Origin of the sequence: Nocardia sp. NPDC004068 (assembly GCF_042874315.1) — a bacterium.
GTDB lineage: Bacteria > Actinomycetota > Actinomycetes > Mycobacteriales > Mycobacteriaceae > Nocardia.
On sequence record NZ_JBIAMW010000006.1, the window covers coordinates 458,705 to 479,679 of the forward strand.

General features: G+C 69.9%; 22 protein-coding genes. 16 read left to right on the top strand and 6 right to left on the bottom strand.

Features of this window, described 5'->3' with window-relative positions; translation table 11 throughout:
* Positions 1-27: 27 nt before the first annotated feature.
* The gene (locus ACFYTQ_RS18325; protein ID WP_387362103.1) at positions 28-372 is read right to left on the bottom strand and encodes a VOC family protein; all 345 of its coding nucleotides are present in this window, start codon (positions 370-372) and stop codon (positions 28-30) included.
* A gap of 111 nt (positions 373-483) precedes the next feature.
* Here ACFYTQ_RS18325 and ACFYTQ_RS18330 point away from each other — a divergent pair, with 111 nt between their 5' ends.
* From ACFYTQ_RS18330 to ACFYTQ_RS18365, 8 genes are all read left to right on the top strand, one after another.
* Positions 484-1,146 carry a trimeric intracellular cation channel family protein gene (locus ACFYTQ_RS18330; protein ID WP_387362314.1) on the top strand — a complete coding sequence of 221 codons (663 nt, stop codon included), beginning with the start codon at positions 484-486 and terminating at the stop codon, positions 1,144-1,146.
* Positions 1,147-1,342: 196 nt separating this feature from the next.
* Positions 1,343-1,705 carry a hypothetical protein gene (locus tag ACFYTQ_RS18335; RefSeq protein WP_387362105.1) on the top strand — a complete coding sequence of 121 codons (363 nt, stop codon included), beginning with the start codon at positions 1,343-1,345 and terminating at the stop codon, positions 1,703-1,705.
* Positions 1,702-2,109: a roadblock/LC7 domain-containing protein gene (locus tag ACFYTQ_RS18340; RefSeq protein ID WP_387362107.1), complete on the top strand. Its 408-nt coding sequence runs from the start codon at positions 1,702-1,704 to the stop codon at positions 2,107-2,109. The genes ACFYTQ_RS18335 and ACFYTQ_RS18340 overlap by 4 nt, the downstream gene beginning before the upstream one ends.
* 14 nt (positions 2,110-2,123) lie before the next feature.
* The gene (locus ACFYTQ_RS18345) at positions 2,124-2,495 is read left to right on the top strand and encodes a hypothetical protein (protein WP_387362109.1); all 372 of its coding nucleotides are present in this window, start codon (positions 2,124-2,126) and stop codon (positions 2,493-2,495) included.
* Between the two features lie 46 nt (positions 2,496-2,541).
* Positions 2,542-3,096, top strand: coding sequence for a hypothetical protein (locus tag ACFYTQ_RS18350; RefSeq protein ID WP_387362111.1), 555 nt, complete (start codon positions 2,542-2,544; stop codon positions 3,094-3,096).
* Between the two features lie 155 nt (positions 3,097-3,251).
* A complete protein-coding gene (locus ACFYTQ_RS18355) occupies positions 3,252-4,784 on the top strand; it encodes an aldehyde dehydrogenase family protein (RefSeq protein WP_387362113.1) in 1,533 nt (510 codons plus the stop codon).
* A gap of 35 nt (positions 4,785-4,819) precedes the next feature.
* Positions 4,820-5,323 (top strand): SRPBCC family protein, encoded by a 504-nt coding sequence (locus ACFYTQ_RS18360; RefSeq protein WP_387362115.1) that lies wholly within the window; start codon positions 4,820-4,822, stop codon positions 5,321-5,323.
* Entirely contained in the window at positions 5,320-5,937 is a 618-nt protein-coding gene (locus ACFYTQ_RS18365) for a TetR/AcrR family transcriptional regulator (protein WP_387362117.1), read from the top strand. Before ACFYTQ_RS18360 ends, ACFYTQ_RS18365 begins: the two co-directional genes overlap by 4 nt.
* A gap of 218 nt (positions 5,938-6,155) precedes the next feature.
* Here the strand turns inward: ACFYTQ_RS18365 and ACFYTQ_RS18370 are convergent, their stop codons facing one another.
* Positions 6,156-6,533 (bottom strand): STAS domain-containing protein, encoded by a 378-nt coding sequence (locus tag ACFYTQ_RS18370; protein WP_387362119.1) that lies wholly within the window; start codon positions 6,531-6,533, stop codon positions 6,156-6,158.
* A 127-nt stretch (positions 6,534-6,660) separates the two neighbouring features.
* Between ACFYTQ_RS18370 and ACFYTQ_RS18375 the strand changes: the two genes are divergently transcribed.
* The 7 genes from ACFYTQ_RS18375 to rox all read left to right on the top strand — a co-directional run bounded on the left by ACFYTQ_RS18375 (position 6,661) and on the right by rox (position 17,238).
* Positions 6,661-10,974, top strand: coding sequence for a SpoIIE family protein phosphatase (locus ACFYTQ_RS18375; protein ID WP_387362121.1), 4,314 nt, complete (start codon positions 6,661-6,663; stop codon positions 10,972-10,974).
* On the top strand, positions 10,974-11,261 hold the full coding sequence (locus ACFYTQ_RS18380) for an STAS domain-containing protein (RefSeq protein WP_387362123.1): 288 nt from the start codon (positions 10,974-10,976) through the stop codon (positions 11,259-11,261). Before ACFYTQ_RS18375 ends, ACFYTQ_RS18380 begins: the two co-directional genes overlap by 1 nt.
* Before the next feature lie 84 nt (positions 11,262-11,345).
* On the top strand, positions 11,346-12,308 hold the full coding sequence (locus ACFYTQ_RS18385) for a ferritin-like domain-containing protein (RefSeq protein ID WP_387362125.1): 963 nt from the start codon (positions 11,346-11,348) through the stop codon (positions 12,306-12,308).
* Between the two features lie 306 nt (positions 12,309-12,614).
* Positions 12,615-14,228 (top strand): PP2C family protein-serine/threonine phosphatase, encoded by a 1,614-nt coding sequence (locus tag ACFYTQ_RS18390; protein ID WP_387362127.1) that lies wholly within the window; start codon positions 12,615-12,617, stop codon positions 14,226-14,228.
* Between the two features lie 85 nt (positions 14,229-14,313).
* Complete coding sequence (locus ACFYTQ_RS18395; RefSeq protein WP_387362129.1) at positions 14,314-15,387, top strand: B12-binding domain-containing protein; 1,074 nt, start codon at positions 14,314-14,316, stop codon at positions 15,385-15,387.
* Complete coding sequence (locus ACFYTQ_RS18400; RefSeq protein ID WP_387362131.1) at positions 15,384-15,779, top strand: STAS domain-containing protein; 396 nt, start codon at positions 15,384-15,386, stop codon at positions 15,777-15,779. The genes ACFYTQ_RS18395 and ACFYTQ_RS18400 overlap by 4 nt, the downstream gene beginning before the upstream one ends.
* Before the next feature lie 34 nt (positions 15,780-15,813).
* On the top strand, positions 15,814-17,238 hold the full coding sequence (gene rox / locus ACFYTQ_RS18405) for a rifampin monooxygenase (RefSeq protein ID WP_387362133.1): 1,425 nt from the start codon (positions 15,814-15,816) through the stop codon (positions 17,236-17,238).
* A gap of 61 nt (positions 17,239-17,299) precedes the next feature.
* Here rox and ACFYTQ_RS18410 read toward each other — a convergent pair whose 3' ends face one another.
* The 4 genes from ACFYTQ_RS18410 to ACFYTQ_RS18425 all read right to left on the bottom strand — a co-directional run bounded on the left by ACFYTQ_RS18410 (position 17,300) and on the right by ACFYTQ_RS18425 (position 19,730).
* Positions 17,300-18,016: a DUF6882 domain-containing protein gene (locus tag ACFYTQ_RS18410; protein ID WP_387362135.1), complete on the bottom strand. Its 717-nt coding sequence runs from the start codon at positions 18,014-18,016 to the stop codon at positions 17,300-17,302.
* A gap of 134 nt (positions 18,017-18,150) precedes the next feature.
* Complete coding sequence (locus ACFYTQ_RS18415) at positions 18,151-18,312, bottom strand: hypothetical protein (RefSeq protein WP_387362137.1); 162 nt, start codon at positions 18,310-18,312, stop codon at positions 18,151-18,153.
* A 39-nt stretch (positions 18,313-18,351) separates the two neighbouring features.
* Entirely contained in the window at positions 18,352-19,002 is a 651-nt protein-coding gene (locus ACFYTQ_RS18420) for a sterol desaturase family protein (RefSeq protein ID WP_387362139.1), read from the bottom strand.
* On the bottom strand, positions 18,999-19,730 hold the full coding sequence (locus tag ACFYTQ_RS18425; RefSeq protein WP_387362141.1) for a FadR/GntR family transcriptional regulator: 732 nt from the start codon (positions 19,728-19,730) through the stop codon (positions 18,999-19,001). Before ACFYTQ_RS18425 ends, ACFYTQ_RS18420 begins: the two co-directional genes overlap by 4 nt.
* A 161-nt stretch (positions 19,731-19,891) precedes the next feature.
* On the opposite strand from ACFYTQ_RS18425, the gene pheS reads away from it, so the two are divergent.
* Complete coding sequence (gene pheS / locus ACFYTQ_RS18430; protein ID WP_387362143.1) at positions 19,892-20,950, top strand: phenylalanine--tRNA ligase subunit alpha; 1,059 nt, start codon at positions 19,892-19,894, stop codon at positions 20,948-20,950.
* Positions 20,951-20,975 lie beyond the last annotated feature (25 nt).

A 20,975-nucleotide genomic window follows, 5' to 3' on the forward strand; every position in this document is an offset into this window, starting at 1 on the left:
GCGTGGGATGGGTGAGGGGTGGGGGCTTCAGGATTGGGCGAGGCCGATGATGTTGCCCTGGGGGTCCTTGACGATGGCTACCTGCTTGCCGCCGCCTACGTCGTGGGGCTCCTCGGTGACGGTGGCGCCCGCTTCGACCAGGGATTTGACGTGGGCCTGGATGTCGTCGACGGACCAGAAGGGGGTGGCGCCGGTCATGCCGCGGTCGGCGCCGTTGGGGACCAGGCCGACCGCGAGGCCCGCGGCGGTCTCGAAGTGGACGTAGTAGGGCTGATCGATCGCCGGTTCGACGCCGAGCAGCGTCGTGAACTGGGCCTTGGCGGCGTCGATGTCGGTCACGGGGTAGAGGATCGCGTCCAGTGTGTTCGTCATGGGGGAAACGCTATGGCGGCGGGGCGCTCCCGGGCTTCTCGATTCCTGACCGGATTCGGCGAGGTTGTCTCGCGGCCCGCAGGCGTGGTAGCCACAGATGTGCTGATCTCGATGTGCGCGTCCCTGGCGGGGACCTCGCAGCTGGATTCCGCGGTGACGACGGCCCAGCAGGTGGGCGACCGGTTGGGCACCTTCGCGTTCGCGGTGTCGGGGGCGTTGCTGGCGGTGGAGAAGAAGTTCGACATCGTGGGGATCGTGACGCTCGCGGCGGCGACGGCGGTCGGCGGTGGCATCGTGCGCGATCTGGTGATCGGCGCGCATCCGCCGCTCGCGTTCACCGATCTGTCGTATCTGGGCATCGCGGTGGTGGCCGCGCTGTGCGTGTTCGTGTGGCATCCGCCCGAACGGCTCACCGGCCGCCCGCTCGATGTCGCCGACGCGATCGGTCTCGGGGTGTTCTGTGTGACAGGCACTTTGGTGGCCGCGCGCGCCGGACTGGGCGGGCCCTCGGCCGTGCTGCTCGGCGCGGCGACCGCGGTCGGCGGCGGCGCGCTGCGCGATGTGCTCGCCAACGAGATCCCGCGAATCCTGCGGCGGGACAGCGAGATCTACGCCATCCCCGCCCTGCTCGGCGCGACCGCCACCGCGGTACTGCTGCACTACGGGCGTTACTCGAGTTTGGCGGGGACGCTCGTGATCCTGGCGGTCGTCACCGTGCGCGTGCTCGCGTTGCGCTATCGGTGGCGAGCCCCGCGAGCGCGGCGCAGGTCGTGACGGTCCAATATTGAAGACGCAAGATTGCGTCCTGGGGTCGCGATATGGAATTGATTCGCGCGATAGTCGAAGGATATGACCGCGCGCCCGCGATGGCATTCTTACAGCGCTTGTCGCCCCCGCTGAACGGGTGGTACTGTGCGAATCCGGTATTGGGCCGTCTGCCATAGTGCGCGGCTATCACGTTGGAGTAAAAGTGAATTTGGACGATGCCCTCAGGGATGGCATGTCCGTGGACGGGGCGCTGGGTATCGCGCTGGTCGATCACACCAGTGGAATGATTCTCGGTAAGCAGGGGGGCAATTCTCTGCTCGATATGGATGTGGCGGGGGCCGTGCTCACCGAGGTATTCCGAGCCAAGGTCAATGCGATCGAGGCATTACAACTCGACGACGAGGTCGAGGATATTCTCGTCACGCTCGGGTCGCAATATCACATCATCATGCCGTTGGCGGATCGAGGCTCGTTGTTCCTGTATCTCGTGCTCGACCGGAAACGGGGAAATCTCGCCCTGGCCCGGCATCTGCTGCGCGGGATCGAACAGGCGGTTCAGGTGTGAGCCGGCGGCTGACCATCGCCCTGAGCGAACCGCGCAAGGTCGCCGACCTGCTGACCGCGGTGTGCGCCGACATCGACGACGCGGCGTACGCCTTCCTCGCGAGCCGGGACGGGCTGGTCATCGCGGCCAGTGGCGCGGCCGACGAGGCGTCGGAAAGCGAAGTGGCGCTGCGGGGTTCGGCGCTCGCGTCCGCGGCGATCGGCATCGGCGACCATTTCGCGGTGCTGTCGTCGCACGGACGGCTGCAATCCACGCTGTTCGAATCCGAGCGCGGCTGCGTCGGCATCTACCCGATGAGCAGCACCGTGCTGCTCGTGGTGGGGACCGCGCAGGCGGTGAACCTCGGTCGGCTGAGCGCGGCGGCGAAGAAGATCATCTCGGCCCTCCAGGAACCGAACGGATAAAGGGAATCAAGCACATGTCGAATATGGATGTCGCGCTGAAGGACATGATGTCGGTGGACGGCGCGCTCGGCGCGGCCGTGGTCGACTACCACAGCGGGATGGCACTGGGCACGCTCGGCGGCTCCAAGGACCTGGACCTCCAGGTCGCCGCCGCGGGCAATACCGAAGTGGTGCGGGCGAAGCTGCGCACCATCGAGCAGCTGGGGATGCAGGACGACATCGAGGACATCCTCATCAGCCTGTCCAGCCAGTACCACATCATCCGGCCGATGACCGATGCCCGCTCCAAGGGGCTGTTCCTCTACCTCGCCCTCGACCGCGCCCGTGGCAACCTCGCTTTGGCTCGGCATCGGTTGAAGACTATTGAGCAGGAGTTGGAGGTGTAGGGCTGGCTTCGTGGCCGTCGCGCGGGGTTCGAGGTCTAATGGCCCGGTGGGTGTGACGCGGCGGATTTCGGTGGTGGGGACCTCGGGGTCGGGGAAAAGCACGCTGGCGCGGCGGATTTCGGAGCGGCTCGGGGTCGCCTACGTGGAGCTGGATGCCATTCATCATCAGGCGGATTGGCAGCCGTTGTCGGAGAGCGAGTTTCGGGCCGTGGTGGCGGAGCGGCTCGCCGTCGGGGGGTGGGTCGCCGATGGGAACTATCGGGGGAAGCTGGGGGATCTGGTCTGGCGGCAGGCCGATACCGTGGTGTGGTTCGATCTGCCGCTGGCATTGGTGATGACGCAGGTCGTTCGGCGGACCCTGCTGCGCCTGGTGCTGCGGCGCGAGTTGTGGAACGGCAACCGGGAGCGCTGGCGCGACCTGCTCTCCCGCGACCCGCAGCGTTCGATCATCATGTGGGCGTACCGATCCCACGCGACCAATCGCGCCCGGTTCCTCGCCGCCGAGCGGGATCCGGCGTTCGCGCATTTGACGTTTGTGCGGGTGCGCTCGCATCGCGAGGCCGACGCGTTTGTGGCGTCGTTGCCCGTATCCAAGCCGTAGCCGACTGTCGATCACCCCGAACATCGAGTTGTCCACTCAGCGGGACAGATCCGTCGAATCGGTCATACACGTGTCTCGCGTACGTATGATTCGGTGGCGTCTGCCAGGCATGACGGGTAGTGAAGAGAAACGCGTTTCACGTTCGAGGAGAGCTCATGGCCATCGTTCGCTCGGTTCCCGAGACCGCCGACGGGCGCCGTCGGCTCGCTCTGGACAGTCCGGTCGACCGGCGGCCGATCGATGAGATCGAGGTCGCCACCGCCGCGGATGTGGCGAGCGCCGTGGCGAAAGCGCGTGCGGCGCAGGCGGAGTGGGGTGCGCGGTCGGTGAAGGATCGGGCGGCCGTGGTGCGGGCGGCGGTCGAGGTGCTCGTGGCGCGGCGGGACGAGGTCGTCGCCACCGTGTGCGCGGAGACCGGTAAGCCGCGGGTCGAGGCGCTGATGGTGGAGATCGTGCCGTCGTGCGACTTCATCAACTACTGGAGCGCGCACGCCGACAAGACGCTGCGGCCCCGGCGGCAGAGGCTGCACGGGTCGCTGCGGATGCTGAAGAAGCTCTACATCCAGCAACAGCCGCTCGGCGTGGTCGGGGTGATCACGCCGTGGAACGGGCCGTTCGTGCTCTCGCTCAACCCGGTGGTGCAGGCGCTGCTGGCCGGAAACGCGGTGCTGCTCAAGCCTTCCGAGGTGACGCCGCGCTCGGGCGAATGGGTCGCGCGCATCCTGCACGAGGCCGGGGTGCCCGAGGATGTGTTGCAGGTCCTGCACGGCGACGGCGAGACCGGGGCGGCGCTGGTCGGCGCGGACATCGACAAGGTGTGCTTCACCGGCAGCGTCGGCACCGGCCGCAAGATCGCCGCCGCGTGCGCCGAACGGTTGCTGCCCTACACGCTCGAACTGGGCGGCAAGGACGCCATGATCGTCTGCGCGGACGCCGATATCGAGCAGGCCGCGGCGGGCGCGGTGTATCTGTCGATGTTCAACACCGGGCAGGTGTGCATGAGCGTCGAGCGGATCTACGTGGTCGACAGCGTCGCCGACGAATTCGTCCGGCGCGTCACCGAGATCGCGCGCGCGGTCACCTACGGGCCCGGCGAGGCCGATATGGGTCCGTTGTTCTGGGATCGTCAGCTCGATGTCATCACCCGGCATCTGGACGACGCGAAGACCAAGGGGGCCGACATCATCGTCGGCGGCGCGCCCGCGACCGGGGAGGGGCTGTACTTCCAGCCGACCGTCGTCGTCGACGCCACGCACGAGATGCAGCTCATGACCGAGGAGACCTTCGGGCCGATCGTCACCATCACCCGGGTACGGGACGAGGACGAGGCGATCCGGCTGGCCAACGACTGCCGGTACGGGCTGAGCGGCTCGGTGTTCACCAAGGACGCCGCCAAGGCACGCCGCATCGCCGCCCGGCTGCACACCGGTTCGGTGGTGCACAACGACGCGTCGGTCGTGTACGGGGTGCCCGAGGCGCCGTTCGGCGGGCGCAAGGACAGCGGGGTCGGGCGGGTCAACGGGACCGACGGGCTGTTGGGGTTCACGCACGCCCAGCCCGTGCTCATCGATCGCGGTTTCGAGCAGGGCAGCATTCGATACCCGTACTCGGAGAAGGCGATTCGCAATCTGGAAAGCATGATTCGGTACGGGTTCGGTACCAAGTTGGGCCGTCGGCTCACCTCCTGACCCCGCCGAACCCGTAGACGATCGAGAGGTAACCCGTGCCCGAACTCCATCCGTGCGAACTCGTCGACGCGTCGTTCACCGCGACCGCGCGGCACCGCTTCGTCAACAGCGTCGAGCTGGCCGTCACGCCCGAGCAGGTGTTCGAGGTGCTGGCCGAGGCCGACACCTGGCCGAAGTGGGCGTCGGTGATCACCCATGTCGAGTGGACCAGTCCGGAACCGCGCGGGGTGGGCACGACGCGCACCGTGCGGATGCGGGCGGGGATGGTCGGCGACGAGGAGTTCCTGGTATGGGAACCGTTCCGGCGCATGGCTTTTCGGTTCAACGCCTCGACGGTCAAGGGGATCACGGCGTTCGCGGAGAACTACGATATCGTGCCGACCGCCGAGGGCTGCCGGTTGACCTGGACGCTCGCCATGAGCGGGGATCGGGCGACCGAGGTGTCGCTGCGGCTGTTCCGGCCGGTGATGAATCTGACGTTCCGCCGCTTCCTGCGGAATCTGCGCACGCTGACCGACCGGCGGTACGCGGCCGTATGAGGCGGGCGCCCTGGAACGGTTCGCCGCCACGGGATTCCGCCGAGGCGCGCGCCCGCATCATCGACGCGGCGATGCGCTGTATCGACCGGCACGGCGCGGGTAAGGCGCGGCTGTCGGACGTGGCGGCCGAACTCGGCGTGATCCGGCAGACGGTCTATCGCCATTTCCCCAGTACCGAGGACCTTTTCGCGGCGGTCGGCCACGCGGCCGCCGAGGAGTATCTCGAGCGCCTCCTCACCCACCTGCGCGGTATCACCGATCCCGCCGAGATGGCCGTGGAGGCCGTCGCCTACACCGTCGAGCGCCTGCCCCACGACCGCTACCTCGGCCTGCTGCTGTCCGCGGGCCAGCCCACGGTCTTCTCCCGCGCCGCCACCGGCGAGGTCGCCTTCGACATCTCCCGCCGCCTCTTCGAGCGCTCCGAGATCGATTGGGCGGCACACGGTTACACCGGCCCCACCCTGACCGAGGCCATCGAATACCTACTGCGCGTCCTGCTCTCGTTCGTGGTCGACCCCATGCCCACCACTCGAAACGGGGCCGAATTGCGCGCGTTCCTGCGCCGCTGGGTAGCGCCCGCGATCACGGCGGGAGCCGTGGTGCCGGTGCGCTGAGTCGGGGGCTTGTGGCCCGGCGAACCGGCGGACGCGACAGTGGGGCCTTGCGCCCCTGCTGAATCAGCAGGCGTGCGAGTCGATGGGCTCGCCCGGTGAATCAGCAGGCGTGGGAGGCGGGCCTTGCGCCTCCGCTTAATGGGCAGCGCGGGAGTCGGTGGGCTTGTGGCCCCGGCGAGTCAGCAGGCGCGGGAGTCGGGGCTTGTGGCCCCGCTGAATCAGCAGGCGTGGGAGTCGGATTCCGGGGTGAGGTGGGTGAGGGCTTCGTCGACTGTGGGGGTGAAGTTGAGGATGCGGTCCAAGCCGACGACCTCGAAGAGGTGGCGGAGGTCGGGGGTGGCGGCGGCCAGGAGGAGGGGGCAGTTCGCGGATTCGGCTCGCTGGTGGGCGGTGAGGAATACCGAGATGCCGGTGGAATCGCAGTAGAGCAGGGGGGAGAGGTCGAGGATCACGCCGCCGCCGGGGGTGAAGGGGAGGTCGTCGAGGACGGCGGTGAGTTGGGGGGAGGTGAAATGATCCAGTTCCCCGCTCACCGTCAGTACCTGGATGTCACTGCGGCGGACGTCGTGGGTGATGGTGAGAGTCGGTCTGGTCACGGTTCTCCTGGTAGTTCGGGGTCGGTGATCAGCATGCCCAGCTTCGTCGAAGTTATGCCATTGTGCCTACGCTTCGATAGCGGGAGTGGAACGATCATTCGCGCGAGGCCGGAAGAGAGGACAGCCGATGGCGGGCAGCCGGGGCGTCTTCGCCGCGGACGACGAAGTGGGACGCGATCTGGCGGCGGTGGATTGGGCCGCCACGCCGCTGGCCGATCCGCGGGGCTGGCCGCAGAGTCTGCGGACCGCGGTGAACATCCTGCTGTCGTCCCGGTTCTCGATGTGGATGGCGTGGGGGCCGGAGCTGACGTTCTTCTGCAACGCCGCCTACCGCCGCGACACGCTGGGCCGGAAGTATCCGTGGGCGCTGGGGCGTCCGGCGCGGCAGGTGTGGGCGGAGATCTGGCACGACATCGGCCCGCGCATCGAGAGCGTGCTGGCCACCGGCGAGGCGACCTGGGACGAGGCGCTGCTGCTGTTCCTGGAACGGTCGGAGTATCGGGAGGAGACCTATCACACCTTCTCCTACAGCCCGTTGCGCGACGACGCGGGCGCGGTGGTGGGGATGCTGTGCGTGGTCAGTGAGGAGACCGAACGGGTCATCGGGGCGCGGCGGATGGCGACGCTGCGCGATCTCGGCTCGGACCCGTCCGTGATCCGTACCGAAGGGGAGATGCTGGATTTCGTCGCGGCGCAACTGGCCCGCAACCCCCGCGATCTGCCCTTCACCCTGCTCTATCTGTTCGACGGCGACGGCCGGGCCCGGCTACGGGCGAGCAGCGGGATCGGTACGGGACATCCGGCGGCCCCGGCGGAGCTGACCGCGGACCCGACGGACCCGTGGCCGCTGGCGGCGGGCCCCGAGCCGATCCCGCTCGACGATCCGCGCTTCGGGGAGTTGCCGACCGGCGAATGGGCCGAACCGCCGACCCACGCCCTGGTGGTTCCGCTTCGGCGGCAAGGGGATTCGCCGCTGGGGCTGCTCGTGGCGGGGTTGAACAGGTATCGGCCGATAGACGCGGCGTACCGGGATTTCGTCCAGCTCGTCGCCGGGCATCTCGCGGCGGGGATCGCGGGGGCGCGGGGGTATGCCGAACAGCGCCGCCGCGCCGAGGAACTGGCCGAACTCGATCGGGCCAAGACCATCTTCTTCGCCAATATCAGTCATGAGTTCCGTACGCCGCTCACCCTGATCATGGATCCGGTACGGGAGTTGCGCGAGCGGCTGGGCGAGGCCGATCCGGCGGTGCGCGCGGATTTGGAACTGGTGCACCGCAACGGTTTACGGCTCGGCAAGCTGGTGAATTCGCTGTTGGACTTCTCGCGTATCGAGGCCGGGCGGATGCGGGCGCGTCACGAGCCGGTCGAGTTGGCCGGGCTCACCGCCGAATTGGCGAGCGTGTTCCGCTCGGCGGTGGAGAAGGCCGGGCTGCGGCTCGAGGTCGACTGCCCGCCGCTGCCGCGGCCGGTGTACGTCGATCGGGGGATGTGGGAGAAGGTGATCCTGAACCTGCTGTCGAACGCGTTGAAGTTCACCTTCGAGGGAACGATTCGGGTGGCGGTCCGGGAGGACGGCGGGGAGGCCGTGGTGACCGTCGCCGATACCGGGGTGGGGGTGCCCGCGGCGGAGATGCCGCGGCTGTTCGAGCGGTTCCATCGCGTCGAGAACGCCCGCGCCCGCTCGCACGAGGGCAGCGGCATCGGGTTGGCGTTGGTGCGGGAGTTGGTCGTGCTGCACGGCGGGAGCATCGACGCGGAATCGACCGAAGGGGTCGGGACCAGTTTCACGGTGCGGCTGCCCTTCGGGCGGGCGCATCTGGCCGACGACGCGATCGCCGCGCCCGGTGAGGCGCCCGTGGCGGACGACAGCGCCGAACCCTATGTGCAGGAGGCGTGGCGGTGGCTGCCGGACGCCGATCCGCATGCCGAAGTCGTTGCGGCGGTGAGTAATTCGCCCGACGCGCGGGTGCTGGTGGCCGATGACAACGCCGATATGCGGGATTACCTGACCCGGCTGCTGCGCGGCGCGGGCTATCGGGCCGAGGCGGTCGCCGACGGTCGGGAGGCCCTGAACGCGGTGCGCGCGGGGGTGCCGGATCTGGTCGTCGCCGATGTGATGATGCCCGGTCTGGACGGGTTGGCGCTGGTGAACGCGCTGCGCGCCGATCCGCGCACGGCGTCGGTGCCGGTGGTGCTGCTGTCGGCCCGCGCGGGGCAGGAGGCGTCCGCGGAGGGGCTGCGGGCCGGGGCGGACGACTACCTCGTGAAGCCGTTCGCCGCCGCCGATCTGCTGGCCCGGGTGCGCGCCACCATCGAGCTGGCCCGGCTGCGCGGGCACCATTCGCGGTGGCGTGCGGCGCTGATCGACTCGTTGCAGGAGGCGTTCTTCGTCTGCGACGCGACGGGCGCGGTCATCGAGATCAACGCGGCGTTCACCGACACCCTCGGCTACGGCCCCGAGGGCCTGCCGTACCGGCCGATCCACCCGTGGTGGCCGCGCGCCGAATCCGACCCCCAGGCCGTCGCCCTGATCGAGCGCGTCTTCGCCGGCGCCCGCCGCGAGAGCCGCGGCACCCACACCGTCCCCGCCGTCCACCGCGACGGCCGCCGCCTCTGGCTCCGCCTCGCCTGCAACGAGGTCCGCGACCCCGACACCGGCCGCCGCGCCTTGGTCGGCACCCTCCGCGACGTCACCGCCGAACGCTATGCCGCCCAACGCGAAACGGCCCTCGCCGCTTTGAGCACCCGCATCGCCGACGCCACCAATCCGAGCGCCGTGGTAGCCGTGGCTATCGATGAACTGAAACGCCTCTGGCATGCGGACGAGGTCATCGCCGCGCTGTTCACCGACGATGAGGCCCCCACGATCACGAGCACCGAGGACCAGCGGCCGCGAAGGTCGCCGACGGTCCGCGCCGAGGCGTCCGCACGTCCGGGGACGACCGGTGGCGAGGTGTCGCCGCGTCGGGAGCCGTTGTCGGAGCGGGAGATTGGGGCCGAGGGGGAGTCGTCATCCGATTCGCCGACCGGCGGCGAAGCGCTGTCGGGTCGGGAGTCTCTGGTCGAGCCTGAGGGGGTGTCGGGTTCAGAGGTGTTGTCCGAGTGGGGGAGTGGGGAGCGGTGGGAGGTGTTGGACGAGGCGGTTCGGGGGGTTTTGGAGCGGGTGGCGGGGGAGGCGCCTTTGCGGGTGGTGGGGGAGGGGAGTTGGGTGGGGGTGGGGGTGGGCCATCCGGAGGGGCGGTTGGCGGTGGTGGTGGAGTTGGGGAGGCGGGGTGCGTTCGGGCGGGAGGACGAGCAGTTGCTGGGGTTGCTGGCGGGGCATGTGGCGCAGGCGTTGACTCGGGCGCACGCTATCGATCAGCAGCGGGCTACGGCCATCGCGTTGCAGCGGGCGATTCTGGGGCCCGCGCGGTTGCCGGAGGGGTTCGCCGTGCGGTACGAACCCGCCACGCGGCCTTTGGAGGTCGGCGGGGACTGGTACGACGTGGTGCCGTTGCCGGACGAGCGGATCGGGATCGTGGTGGGCGACTGTGTGGGGCACGGGCTGGCGGCGGCCGCTGTGATGGGGCAGTTGCGCAGCGCGTGTCGCGCCCTGCTGCTCGAACAGACAAGTCCCGCACAGACTCTCGCGGCGCTCGACCAGTTCGCGGCGGGTGTGCCGGGGGCGCGGTTCACCACCGTGTTCTGCGGCATTCTCACGCCCGAGACGGGGGAGCTGAGTTACGCCAGCGCGGGGCATCCGCCGGGGATCCTCACCCGGCGCGACGGCACCGTGGCGCTGCTCGACGCGGGCCGCTCGCTCCCGCTGGCGGTGCGGCCGGGAAACGTTCGCCCGCAAGCGGATTGCCGTATTCCGCCGCGCGCCACGCTGATGCTCTACACCGACGGACTGGTCGAACGCCGCCGCCGCTCGCTGACCGTCGGCATCGAGCAGGCGGGCGACGCGCTGCGGGAGGGTCGCGGCCTGATCGTCGACGAACTGGCCACCCGGATCATGGCGCGCATGGCGCCCCGGGAGGGATTCGTCGACGACGTGGCGCTGCTGCTCTACCGGCATCCCGCGCCGCTGGACATCGTCTTCCCCGCGATCGCCGCGCAGATCCCGCCGGTGCGGCACGCGTTACGAGACTGGTTGCGGCGCAGCGATATTCCGCGCGCACTCGCCCAGAACATCCTCGTCGCCGCGGGGGAGGCGTGCGCCAACGCCATCGAACACGGTCACCGCGACGCGCCCGGTCAGGACATCCGGCTGCGGGCCGAGGTGTCGATGAATCGGCTCGAGCTCACCGTCTCCGACACGGGCCGCTGGAAGACGCCCGATCCGGTCCGCAACACCCACCGCGGCCGCGGAACGCATCTGATGCGCGCCCTCATGGAACACGTGGACATCACCTCCACGCCCACCGGAACGACCGTCGCCATGAAGACGAGGATCTCCTGATGCCCACGCCCCTCTCCTTCGCGCACGGCCGCCGCGCCGACGGGACGCCCGTGCTCACCGCGATCGGCGAGATCGACATGTCCAACGCGAAAACCTTTGCCGCCGAACTGGATCGGGACTCCGGTCCGCTGGTGGTCGATCTCGTCGGCGTCGAATACCTGGACAGCGCGGGGTTGAGTCTGCTGTTGCAGCACGCCGACCGGCTCGAGCTGATCGCGACCTCGTTGCTCGAACCGGTGCTCGAGCTGTCCGGTCTGGCGGAGTTGACGACGATTCACCGCGCCTGACGTTATCCCGCGACGGGGACGGGTAGCCGAATCACTGGTGCATCGTTGCGCCGCATCGAGAGTCGACGTCGAAGGACGAGATCCATGAGCACACACGACACCACCACCCTGCTGACCCAGTTACGCGCGATCCTCGAGCTCACCCACACCGAAACCCAAGTGGCCGAGACGCGGATCGCGCAGGCGCGCACCGAGGCCGTGCGCCGCGAGCTGACGGAGAACGCCGACAACGCGCGCGCCCGCGCGGCCGATATCGAGGCCGCGATCCGCGAGCTGGGCGGTGTTCCGGAGGTGGTCGGTCCCCTTCTCGGCCGGGCCGCCGCCACGGTCAAGGCGATCGCGGAGCAGGCCCAGCCGTTCGACGAGGCCCTGCTCGGGGACCTCGCGCTGGAACATCAGCTGCTCGACCGGGCGCGCTACGTCAAGGCGCTGGCCACCACCGCCGAACGGCCCGAGGTGGTCGAGTTGGCGGATCGGCTGGTCACCGCGCACGCGGCGACCGTCGACTGGCTGACCACGGTGCTGGCCGAGGACGCGCTCGGCGGCCCGGCGGCCTTGCGCCGCACGCCTTTCCAGGCGGCCACGGGGACGGTGGTGAAGCTGGTGGTCATCCCGGTCACCTGGTATACGCGTGGGCTGGACCGTGCGCTGGACGCGTTCCGCAATACGCCGCCCACGCTCAACGAGTTGTTCTCACGGGGGGCGCGCGCGGGCGAGGTGGCGGCCGAGACCGTCACGGCCTCCCGCGACGCCGCGCTCGAGGCGGCGGAGCGGGTCACCCGCCGCGAGGGGGCCGACGAGGCGGCCGACAGCCTGCACGCGACCCGCGCCGCGGTCGGCGTGCTCGAGCCCGGTGAGCTGCCGATTCCGGACTACGACAACCTGACCACCAATCAGGCCGTGGCGGCGATCAAGCAGCTGGACGATCCGGCCGATGTGCGGGTGGTGCTCGCCTATGAGGAGGCGCACAAGAAGCGGCAGGGTGTGGTCTCGGCCGCGCAGACGCGGGTGGCCGCGATCGCGCAGGAGGTGACGGGGCTGGACTGAGCCCGAATTCGATTGTCGGCCCGCCGGTATGCGACCGGCGGGCCGGTTCGGATTTCTCGAGGGGCGACCGCGCTTTCCGCCCGGTGCGTCGCCGCCCCGATTCCCCGCTGACCGACGCGGGTATTCGGCGGGGTACGGTTGTCGGAGGACACGCAGGTGTCCGTCGTCGCCCCCGACGGCTGGATTTGTCTCCACTGGTTCCACGCGATAGCTTCGAACGAGAACGACTTCGGCTGGTGTGCTCTCGGGTCGGTGAAGCAGCTCGCTGTCCCCCGCGGCAGATCACCAACGCCCAAGGGGGCTTTCGTGGAAGTCGAGACTGGTCTCGGTAATTCGTGGACCGCTCTTCCGTATCCGGTGCTCGTGGTCGATTCCGCGGGTGTCGTCGTGACGGTCAACGATCCCGTTCGAACGGTGTTACCCGGTGTTTCGCCGGGCGCGGCCCTGCGCGATGTGGGGCCGGAGTGGCTGTGCGGCGCGCACGAGGTGGACGAACCGGTGGCGGTGTCCGGCAGTGTGGCCGGACGTGATTTCGACGCCCACCCCGTGGCATTGCCCGGCGGTGAGGTGATGTGGTGGCTGGTGGAGGACACCGGCCGGTTGCTGCGGGAGGCCGAGGCGGCCCTGGCGCGCGAGCGGGAACGAGCCGCGCTGCTCGCCGAGGCGTCCACGGTGCTGATGTCGTCGCTGAACGTGGACCGGTGCATGGCCGCCGCGGTCCGGCTCGCGGCGCGGCATCTCGCGGACGCCGCGGTGCTCGTGGCTCCCGCACAGGGACAACGACTTCCGATCGTGCACGGCTGTGCCGACGGCAGCGTGCGGCAGCGGACGGTGATCGCCGATCCGGACGCGGTGGCGGGACTCACCGAGGCGCTGCGCGGATTTCCGCCGGTGCCGTCGCGGTGGATCGATCCGGCGAGTGTGCCGGAGTGGTTGATTCCCGATGATTTCGCCGGGCCGGTCGGGTCGGTGGTGATCACCCCGCTGCCCGGTCACGGGGTTCCGGCGGGGGCGCTGGTGTTGTTGCGGCACACCGATCAGATGGCGTTCAGCGAGGGCGAGGAGGTGTTCGCGCGGCTGTTCGCCGCGCGGGCGGGCGCCGCGCTGTCGGCCGCGCGGCTCTACGCCGAACAGGCCGCGATCACCGGTACGCTCATGCGAGATCTGTTGCCGCCCAAGCTGCAACGCGCGCACGGCGTCGAATTCGCCGGGGGCTACCGGGCTTCCGAGCACTACGAGGTGATCGGCGGGGACTTCTACGACGTCCATCCCGCCCGCGACGAGGACGGGGAGACGCTGGTCGCGCTCGGGGACGTGTGCGGCAAGGGGCTCGAGGCGGCGGTGCTGACCGGCAAGATCCGCAACACCCTGCACGCGTTGACGCCCATGGCTGTCGACCACGAGCGGGTGCTGCGGCTGCTCAACAGCGCGATGCTGTCCTCGCACCACACCCGGTTCGCCACGCTGGTGCTGGCGTCGGTGGCCCGCCGCGACGGTCAGGTCCGGTTGCGGCTGACCTGCGCCGGGCATCCGGCACCGCTGATCGTGCGCACCGACGGCCGCGTCGAAACCGCCGACACGCGAGGCACTCTCATCGGCGCGCTGCCGAAGATCTCCGCGCAGACCTTCCGCACGACCCTCGCGCCCGGGGAGACCTGCCTGCTCTACACCGACGGGGTCACCGAGGCCCGCGGCGGGCCGATGGGCGAGGACCTGTTCGGCGAGGAACGCCTCGCCGCCGGTCTCGCCGAATGCGCGGGCCTGCCCGCCGAGGCGGTGGTGGAACGGATCCAGATGCTCACCTCGCAATGGATCGGCAAACGCAAGCACGACGACATCGCGATGGTGGCGATCACCGCGCCGCATCGGACGTATCTGAGTGCGGTGGATGGGCGGACGGCGGGGAGGTATACGGCGTGAGCGTGCGTCGCGTGGGGGCGGCGGGTCGCGGTGGGACCCGGCGTGCGGTGTGTTGTCGGAGTGGGGGCTCGGAAAGGTGTGCGGGATGAGTACGGAACGGCTGTGGGAGGCCGTGGTCGCCCGGGACGAATACGCGGCGGTCGCGGCGGTTTTCGCGGCGTTGGACGCGGGGATGTCGGCGGAGGAGGTGTTGCTCGAGGTGATCGCGCCCGTACAGCATCGGGTCGGGACGGAGTGGGCGGCCGATCGGTTGACGGTCGCGCAGGAGCACGCGGCGACGGCGATCAATGATCGGGTGATCGCGGCGTTGGCGCATCGGAGCGCTGACAGCGTTGCGCCGCAACGGGATTCGGTGGGGCGGCGGGGGCGGGTGACGGTGGCGTGTGTGGATGGGGAGTGGCATGCGTTGCCGGCGCGGATTTTGGCGGAGGTGTTGCGGTTGCGGGGGTGGGAGGTGGATTTTCTCGGGGCGCATGTGCCTACGCCGCATCTGATCGCGCATCTGCATCAGCACGGGTCGGAGGCGGTGGCGTTGTCGTCGTCGATCGCGACGCGGCTGCCGACCGCGCACGCGGCGATCACCGCGTGCCAGGCGGCGGGGGTGCCGGTGCTGGTGGGTGGGGCGGCCTTCGGGCCGGACGGGCGGTACGCGCGGAAGCTGGGCGCCGACGGGTGGGCGGGGGACGCCCGCGCGGCGGCCGACCGTCTGGCGCAAGGGTTTTCGCGGGTGCACAGCTCGCCGACCCTGCAACCCATCGATGAGCTGCCGCATCTGGCCGATCAGGAGTACACGCTGGTCAGCCGGATCTCGGGGCAGTTGGTGCGGGCGACCATGGCCGGTCTGGCGGAACGGTTCCCGGCGCTGCGGGCCTATACGGCCCGGCAGACGCAGCACACCGCGGAGGACGTCGCGCACATCGTCGAGTTCCTGACGACCGCGCTCTACATCGATGACGAGGAGTTGTTCACCGGGTTCATCACCTGGACCGCGGGCATTCTCGGTGCGCGCGGGGTGCCGCCGGGCGCGCTGCCCCCGGCGCTGGAGGTGCTGGCGGGGCAGCTGACGGAGTTCCCGCGCGCGCTGGCCCTGCTCGCGGCCGCGCGCGCCGCGCTCGACAGCGACGCGCTGCCGGGCGCCGGACTGGGGACGCCCGCATGAGGCGCACGGTGCCGGTGGCCGGGAATCTCGACTACGAGAACGCCGACGCGTTCGTGGCGGAGGTGGAGCGGTTGCTCGCGGAGCGGCCGGAGACCACGCGATTGCATCTGGATTGCACCGAGTTGACGTTCTGCGACTCGACCGGGCTGTCCGCGCTGCTGTTGATCCGCCGGCTCACCGAGGCGGCGGGTATCGAGCTGTATCTGGACAACCGGCCGCCGGTGCTGGACCGAATGCTCGGTCTCACAGGCACTTTCGATCATCTGGTCGCCGCGGCGGGTACGCCGGAGTCGGCGGGCGGCGGGCGCGATGAATCGCTGAACTCCCCTCCACTTTCAACATATAGCCGACAGGGGGCCTTGCGGCAAGGCCCCGGGGGTGCCGCAGAATAACCCGCCTCAGCCGAAATCGACGGATAGGCGGTTCATGTTCGACGTCATCATTGCCGGGGCCGGACCGACGGGCGCGATGCTCGCCGCGGAGCTGCGGTTGCACGGGGTCGATGTGCTCGTGGTGGAGCGGGACGCCGAGCCGCCCGCGTTCGTGCGGGCGCTCGGCCTGCATGTGCGCAGCATCGAGGTGATGGATCAGCGTGGTCTGCTCGAGCGGTTTCTCGAACACGGCCGCCGCTTTCCGGTCGGCGGGTTCTTCGCCGCGCTCACCAAGCCCGCGCCCGAGGGGCTCGACACCGCGCACGCCTACACCCTCGGCATACCCCAGACGGTCACCGACCGGTTGCTGCTCGAGCACGCGGCGGAGGTCGGGGCGGAGATCCGGCGGGGCGCGGAGCTCGTCGGGCTGACCCAGGACGAGCAGGGCGTGACCGTCCGGCTGGCGGACGGGACCGAGGTGCGCTCGCGCTATCTGGTGGGTTGCGACGGCGGGCGCAGTACGGTGCGCAAACTGCTCGGGGTCGGGTTTCCGGGGGAGCCGACGCGGGTCGAGACACTGCTGGGGGAGATGGAGGTGGGCGTCTCGCCGGAGACGGTCACCGAGGTGGTGATCCGGGTGCGGGAGGTGCAGAAGCGGTTCGGGCTCGGGCCGGTGGGGGAGGGGCGGTACCGCGTCGTCGTGCCCGCCGACGGGGTGAGTGAAAACCCTTCGGAGCCACCGACTCTCGACGATTTCAAGCGGCAGTTGCGGGCGACCGCGGGGACCGATTTCGGGGTGCATTCGCCGCGGTGGCTGTCCCGGTTCGGCGACGCGACGCGGCTGGCCGAGCGGTATCGGGTCGGGCGGGTGCTGCTGGCGGGGGACGCGGCGCACGTGCATCCGCCCACCGGCGGGCAGGGGCTCAATCTCGGGGTGCAGGACGCGTTCAACCTCGGCTGGAAACTGGCAGCGGAGGTCGCGGGGTGGGCCCCGGCGGGACTGCTGGACAGCTATCACACCGAACGGCATCCGGTGGCCGCGGACGTGTTGAACAACACGCGCGCGCAGATGGAGTTGCTGGCCACCGAGCCGGGGCCGCAGGCGGTGCGAAAGCTGTTGGCGGAGTTGATGGATTTCGACGAGGTGAACCGGTATCTGATCGAGAAGGTGACCGCGATCGGGGTGCGCTACGACTTCGGTACGGGACATGAACTGCTCGGGCGGCGGTTGCGCGACGTGCCGTTGACGGGCGGGCGGCTGTACGAGTCGATGCGGGGCGGGCGAGGGCTGCTGCTGGATCGGACCGGGAAGCTGTCGGTCGACGGGTGGGCCGAACGGGTGGATCACCTGGTGGATGTCGATGCGGCACTCGATGTTCCGGCGGTGTTGTTGCGGCCCGATGGGCATGTGGCGTGGGTCGGGGAGGATCAGGACGGGTTGGTCGCGCAGGTGACGCGGTGGTTCGGGGCGGCGGGCTGATCGAGCCACGGTCTCACGGTCGGCGTTTGTATCCCGGGCCTCGGAAATCGGTTGTGGGCGTTCAGGTTCGGGCGGGGACGCTCAGGTCGAGGGCTTCGGCGCGGCCGCGGGCGTCGAAGGTGATCGTGCCGGTGAGGGTGGGGGAGTCGACGGTCAGCAGGGTGTAGTCCGGGGTGAAGGTCCAGTTCATGCCGCGCAGCACCAGATAGCGGGTGATCGCGCGGCGGTGGTCGCGCAGGGAGAGGGTGGTGAGGCCCTCGGTGAGGGTGCGCACGACGCGGGTCGGGTCGGGGGCGGGGAGGCGGAAGGCCGGGTGTTCGACGAGGAAGGCGACGGTGGTGCCGTCCGCGCCCGCACCCAGGTAGCTGGTCCACCGGCCCGTCACGGCCTTGGCCGCCTCGGTCTGGGCGGTCGCGACCTGGAGGGGGCGGGGGCCGGGGAACGCGTCGAACGGCAGTTCCGCCGTGGCCAATTCGGCGATCCGGTGCGCGATCCCGAAGTCCCGCACCGTCTCCGACAGCTTGGACACCGCGGGCGGGAACCCCGACGGGTTCGCCCACGCCCACATCCACGTCCCGGCCCCCACCGCCGCGGACCCGAGGAAATGGAACCGCGGGCACTCGATCGCCCCCCGCTCGGTGTCGAACGCGAACACCCCCGCCCGCATATCCACCCGCCAGGAATGCTCCCCCAACACCTCACCCAGGTACACCCGATGCTCGAACGACAACAGCGCGGCATCATCCAACAGATCCGGAAAGCGAGGTGATCGCGGCACGGAGGCACTCTAAAACGCCTGCGCCGCACGCGCACCGAGGACGGTCCCCCTCGCCCGATCAGGCACTGAACCCACCCCGGAATCACGGACGATTCGTATCACGCGGGGTGGGTTCAGTGGGGACGTGACGGTTGTCAGTCCGGGGGTTCGCCTGAGCCCTCGGTGGTGTCTGTGGCGGGTTCGGGGGTGGGGGTTTGGGCGGGGGTTTTGTCGTCGGGGGTGGGTGGGGTTTTGTCGCGGTCGGGTTTGATGGGGACCTCGTCGCTGTATTCGTCGCCTTGGTTGGGTTTCGTCACGGGGGCGGGGTTGCCGGGTGGGGGGTGGCTGAAACAAGGTCAGGGGTGGAGGGATTTGGTGGTGGGGGAGGCGGGGGTGGTGGTGGGGTCGGGGTGGGTGTGGAGGAGGCGGTCGGCGGTGCCGGAGGTGGTGACGGTGAACCAGTAGTGTTCGTTCTTGAAGTGGTGTAGGCGGTGGTTGCGGCGGACGGCCTGGAACAGGCGGGTGCGGGGCTGGTAGTCGGTGTGGATGAGGTAGTGGGTCCACTCGTAGTTGAGGCCCAGGACGCCGAGGACCACCAGGAAGGTCAGGCCGAGGCCGGGGTGTGGGAAGGCCAGCAGGGCGATCGCGATCAGGGCGGGGAGCAGCCACAGGAACGTCTGCCACGGGATGAAGACCAACGGGACGTCGCGGGGATCGGCGTGGTGCTCACGGTGTTTGCGGGCCAGCAGGGAATCGATGGTGAGGGGGCCGAGACGCCTTGGGCGCCAATGCAATACGCATACGTGGATCACCCACTCCGCGAACGGGAACACCGCCAGCATCACCAGCGGAACCACCGCGTCGCCGAGGCCCCAGCCGCCCACGATCAGCCGCGCGACGAGCGCCCCGGCGAGCATGGCGGCGATGATCCACGGCGAGGGTCGCCGCACGAACACCGCGAACGCCGCGCCGAGCGTGAACCGCCCGCGATCGGTCCTTGTCGTCATCCGTTCACTCCTGACTCGTCCAGGCCGCGCAGCACCGGCTCGAATTCCGCCGCCGCGGCCGACAACAGTTCCCCCGCCGCCCGCCGGGCCGCTGCCGCGTCTCCGGCGCGCACGGCCCCGGCCACCGCGCGATACCGCTCGATCCGGCTCACCTCGGCGACCATGACCTGCGCCAGGGCGGCCATGGTCGGCTCGTAGACCACCCGCAGGTTGTTGAACAGCAGCCGGAACACGACGGAATCGGCGGCGTCCACCAGCACCTCCCAGAACCGCAGCGCCGCCCACTGCTGCTCCACCGGATCCCCCTGGCGCGCAAGGGAATCCACCGCGTCGTCGAGGGCGTCGGCGCGGGTGGCGTCGGCCCGTTCGGCCGCGAGCGCGGCGACCTCGCGGCCCATCGCCGAGCGCGTCTCGAGGATGCTGCGGACGACCGCGGTGTCCAGCCGCCCCTTGCGCACGAGCAGCCGCGGCAGCATGTCCACCCCGGCGTGCCGCCGGAAATCGCGCACGGTCGTCGCCCCGCCCTGACGCACCTCGACCAGGCCGGTATGGGCCAGCCGCTGCAACGCCTCCCGCACCGTCGGCCGCGACACGCCCAGCGTCTCGGCCAGTTGCCGCTCGGCGGGCAGGGCCGCGCCGGGGGGCAGTTCGCCGTCGAGCACCTCGTCCACCAGCTGTTCGAAGACCGTGTCGGGCACGGTGCGACGGTCGATGCGCTGCAATGCCATTCGCCCACGCTAGCCCCGAGATTGGTAAGAGGTCAAGTGGTCAGACCAGTCGATAACCGGATGAGGCGGCCTGCCTGCATCGCCTACGATTCGACCAGCAACAATGTCCGTGGGGCAGAGCGCCCGCAGCACCCGGAGCAGCAGGGGAGAGACGAACCATCGTGGCCGACGACAACGCAGCCGAGCAGAACGAGGCACTGAGCGAGGAGTCGCTCTCCGCCGCGGCCGACGCGGCGGAAAAGGCGTTCGCCGCTGCCACCACCCTCGACGAGCTCGCCGCCGCCAAGACCGAGTACATGGGCGGCAAGTCGCCGATCTCGTTGGCGCAGCGCTCGCTCGGCTCGTTGCCCAAGGAGCAGAAGGCCGACGCGGGTAAGCGGGTGAACGTCGCGCGCGCCCGGGTCAGCGAGTCCTATCAGGCGCGCCACGCGCAGTTGCAGGCCGAGCGCGACGAGGCGGTGCTGGTCGCCGAGGCCATCGACGTCACCCTGCCCGCGCGACGGCAGCCCGTGGGCGCGCGGCATCCGATCACCACGCTGTCCGAGCGGGTCGCCGACGTGTTCGTGGCCATGGGCTGGGAGGTCGCCGAGGGGCCCGAGGTCGAGACCGAGCACTTCAACTTCGACGCGCTGAACTTCCTGCCCGACCACCCGGCGCGGACCATGCAGGACACCTTCCACGTCGCGCCCGAGGGGTCGCGGCAGGTGCTGCGCACGCACACCTCCCCGGTCCAGGTCCGCTCGCTGCTCGAGCGGGAGCTGCCGATCTATGTGGTGTGCCCGGGTCGCACATTCCGCACCGACGAGCTCGACGCCACCCACACCCCGGTGTTCTCGCAGGTCGAGGGGCTGGCGGTGGACAAGGGCCTGACCATGGCGCATCTGCGCGGCACCCTGGACGCGTTCGCGCGGGCGCTGTTCGGGCCCGACACGCGAACCCGGATGCGCCCCAGCTACTTCCCGTTCACCGAGCCGTCGGCGGAGGTGGACGTGTGGTTCCCGGACAAGAAGGGCGGCGCGGGCTGGGTCGAGTGGGGCGGCTGCGGGATGGTCAATCCGCGGGTGCTCATCGCCAGCGGCATCGACCCGGAGGTCTACAGCGGCTTCGCGTTCGGCATGGGCCTCGAGCGCACGCTCCAGTTCCGCAACGGGATTCCCGATATGCGCGACATGGTCGAAGGCGACGTGCGTTTCACGCTGCCGTTCGGTGTCCAGTCCTGACCGTCTTCCCACGAGAAAGCGAAAC

Coding starts and splice junctions, on each gene's coding strand:
- ACFYTQ_RS18385 (WP_387362125.1), top strand. CDS start 11,346: ATGAGCACACACGACACCACCACCCTGCTGACCCAGTTACGCGCGATC.
- ACFYTQ_RS18355 (WP_387362113.1), top strand. CDS start 3,252: ATGGCCATCGTTCGCTCGGTTCCCGAGACCGCCGACGGGCGCCGTCGG.
- ACFYTQ_RS18345 (WP_387362109.1), top strand. CDS start 2,124: ATGTCGAATATGGATGTCGCGCTGAAGGACATGATGTCGGTGGACGGC.
- ACFYTQ_RS18380 (WP_387362123.1), top strand. CDS start 10,974: ATGCCCACGCCCCTCTCCTTCGCGCACGGCCGCCGCGCCGACGGGACG.
- ACFYTQ_RS18425 (WP_387362141.1), bottom strand. CDS start 19,730: ATGGCATTGCAGCGCATCGACCGTCGCACCGTGCCCGACACGGTCTTC.
- ACFYTQ_RS18325 (WP_387362103.1), bottom strand. CDS start 372: ATGACGAACACACTGGACGCGATCCTCTACCCCGTGACCGACATCGAC.
- ACFYTQ_RS18400 (WP_387362131.1), top strand. CDS start 15,384: ATGAGGCGCACGGTGCCGGTGGCCGGGAATCTCGACTACGAGAACGCC.
- ACFYTQ_RS18330 (WP_387362314.1), top strand. CDS start 484: ATGTGCGCGTCCCTGGCGGGGACCTCGCAGCTGGATTCCGCGGTGACG.
- ACFYTQ_RS18365 (WP_387362117.1), top strand. CDS start 5,320: ATGAGGCGGGCGCCCTGGAACGGTTCGCCGCCACGGGATTCCGCCGAG.
- ACFYTQ_RS18395 (WP_387362129.1), top strand. CDS start 14,314: ATGAGTACGGAACGGCTGTGGGAGGCCGTGGTCGCCCGGGACGAATAC.
- ACFYTQ_RS18375 (WP_387362121.1), top strand. CDS start 6,661: ATGGCGGGCAGCCGGGGCGTCTTCGCCGCGGACGACGAAGTGGGACGC.
- ACFYTQ_RS18420 (WP_387362139.1), bottom strand. CDS start 19,002: ATGACGACAAGGACCGATCGCGGGCGGTTCACGCTCGGCGCGGCGTTC.
- rox (WP_387362133.1), top strand. CDS start 15,814: ATGTTCGACGTCATCATTGCCGGGGCCGGACCGACGGGCGCGATGCTC.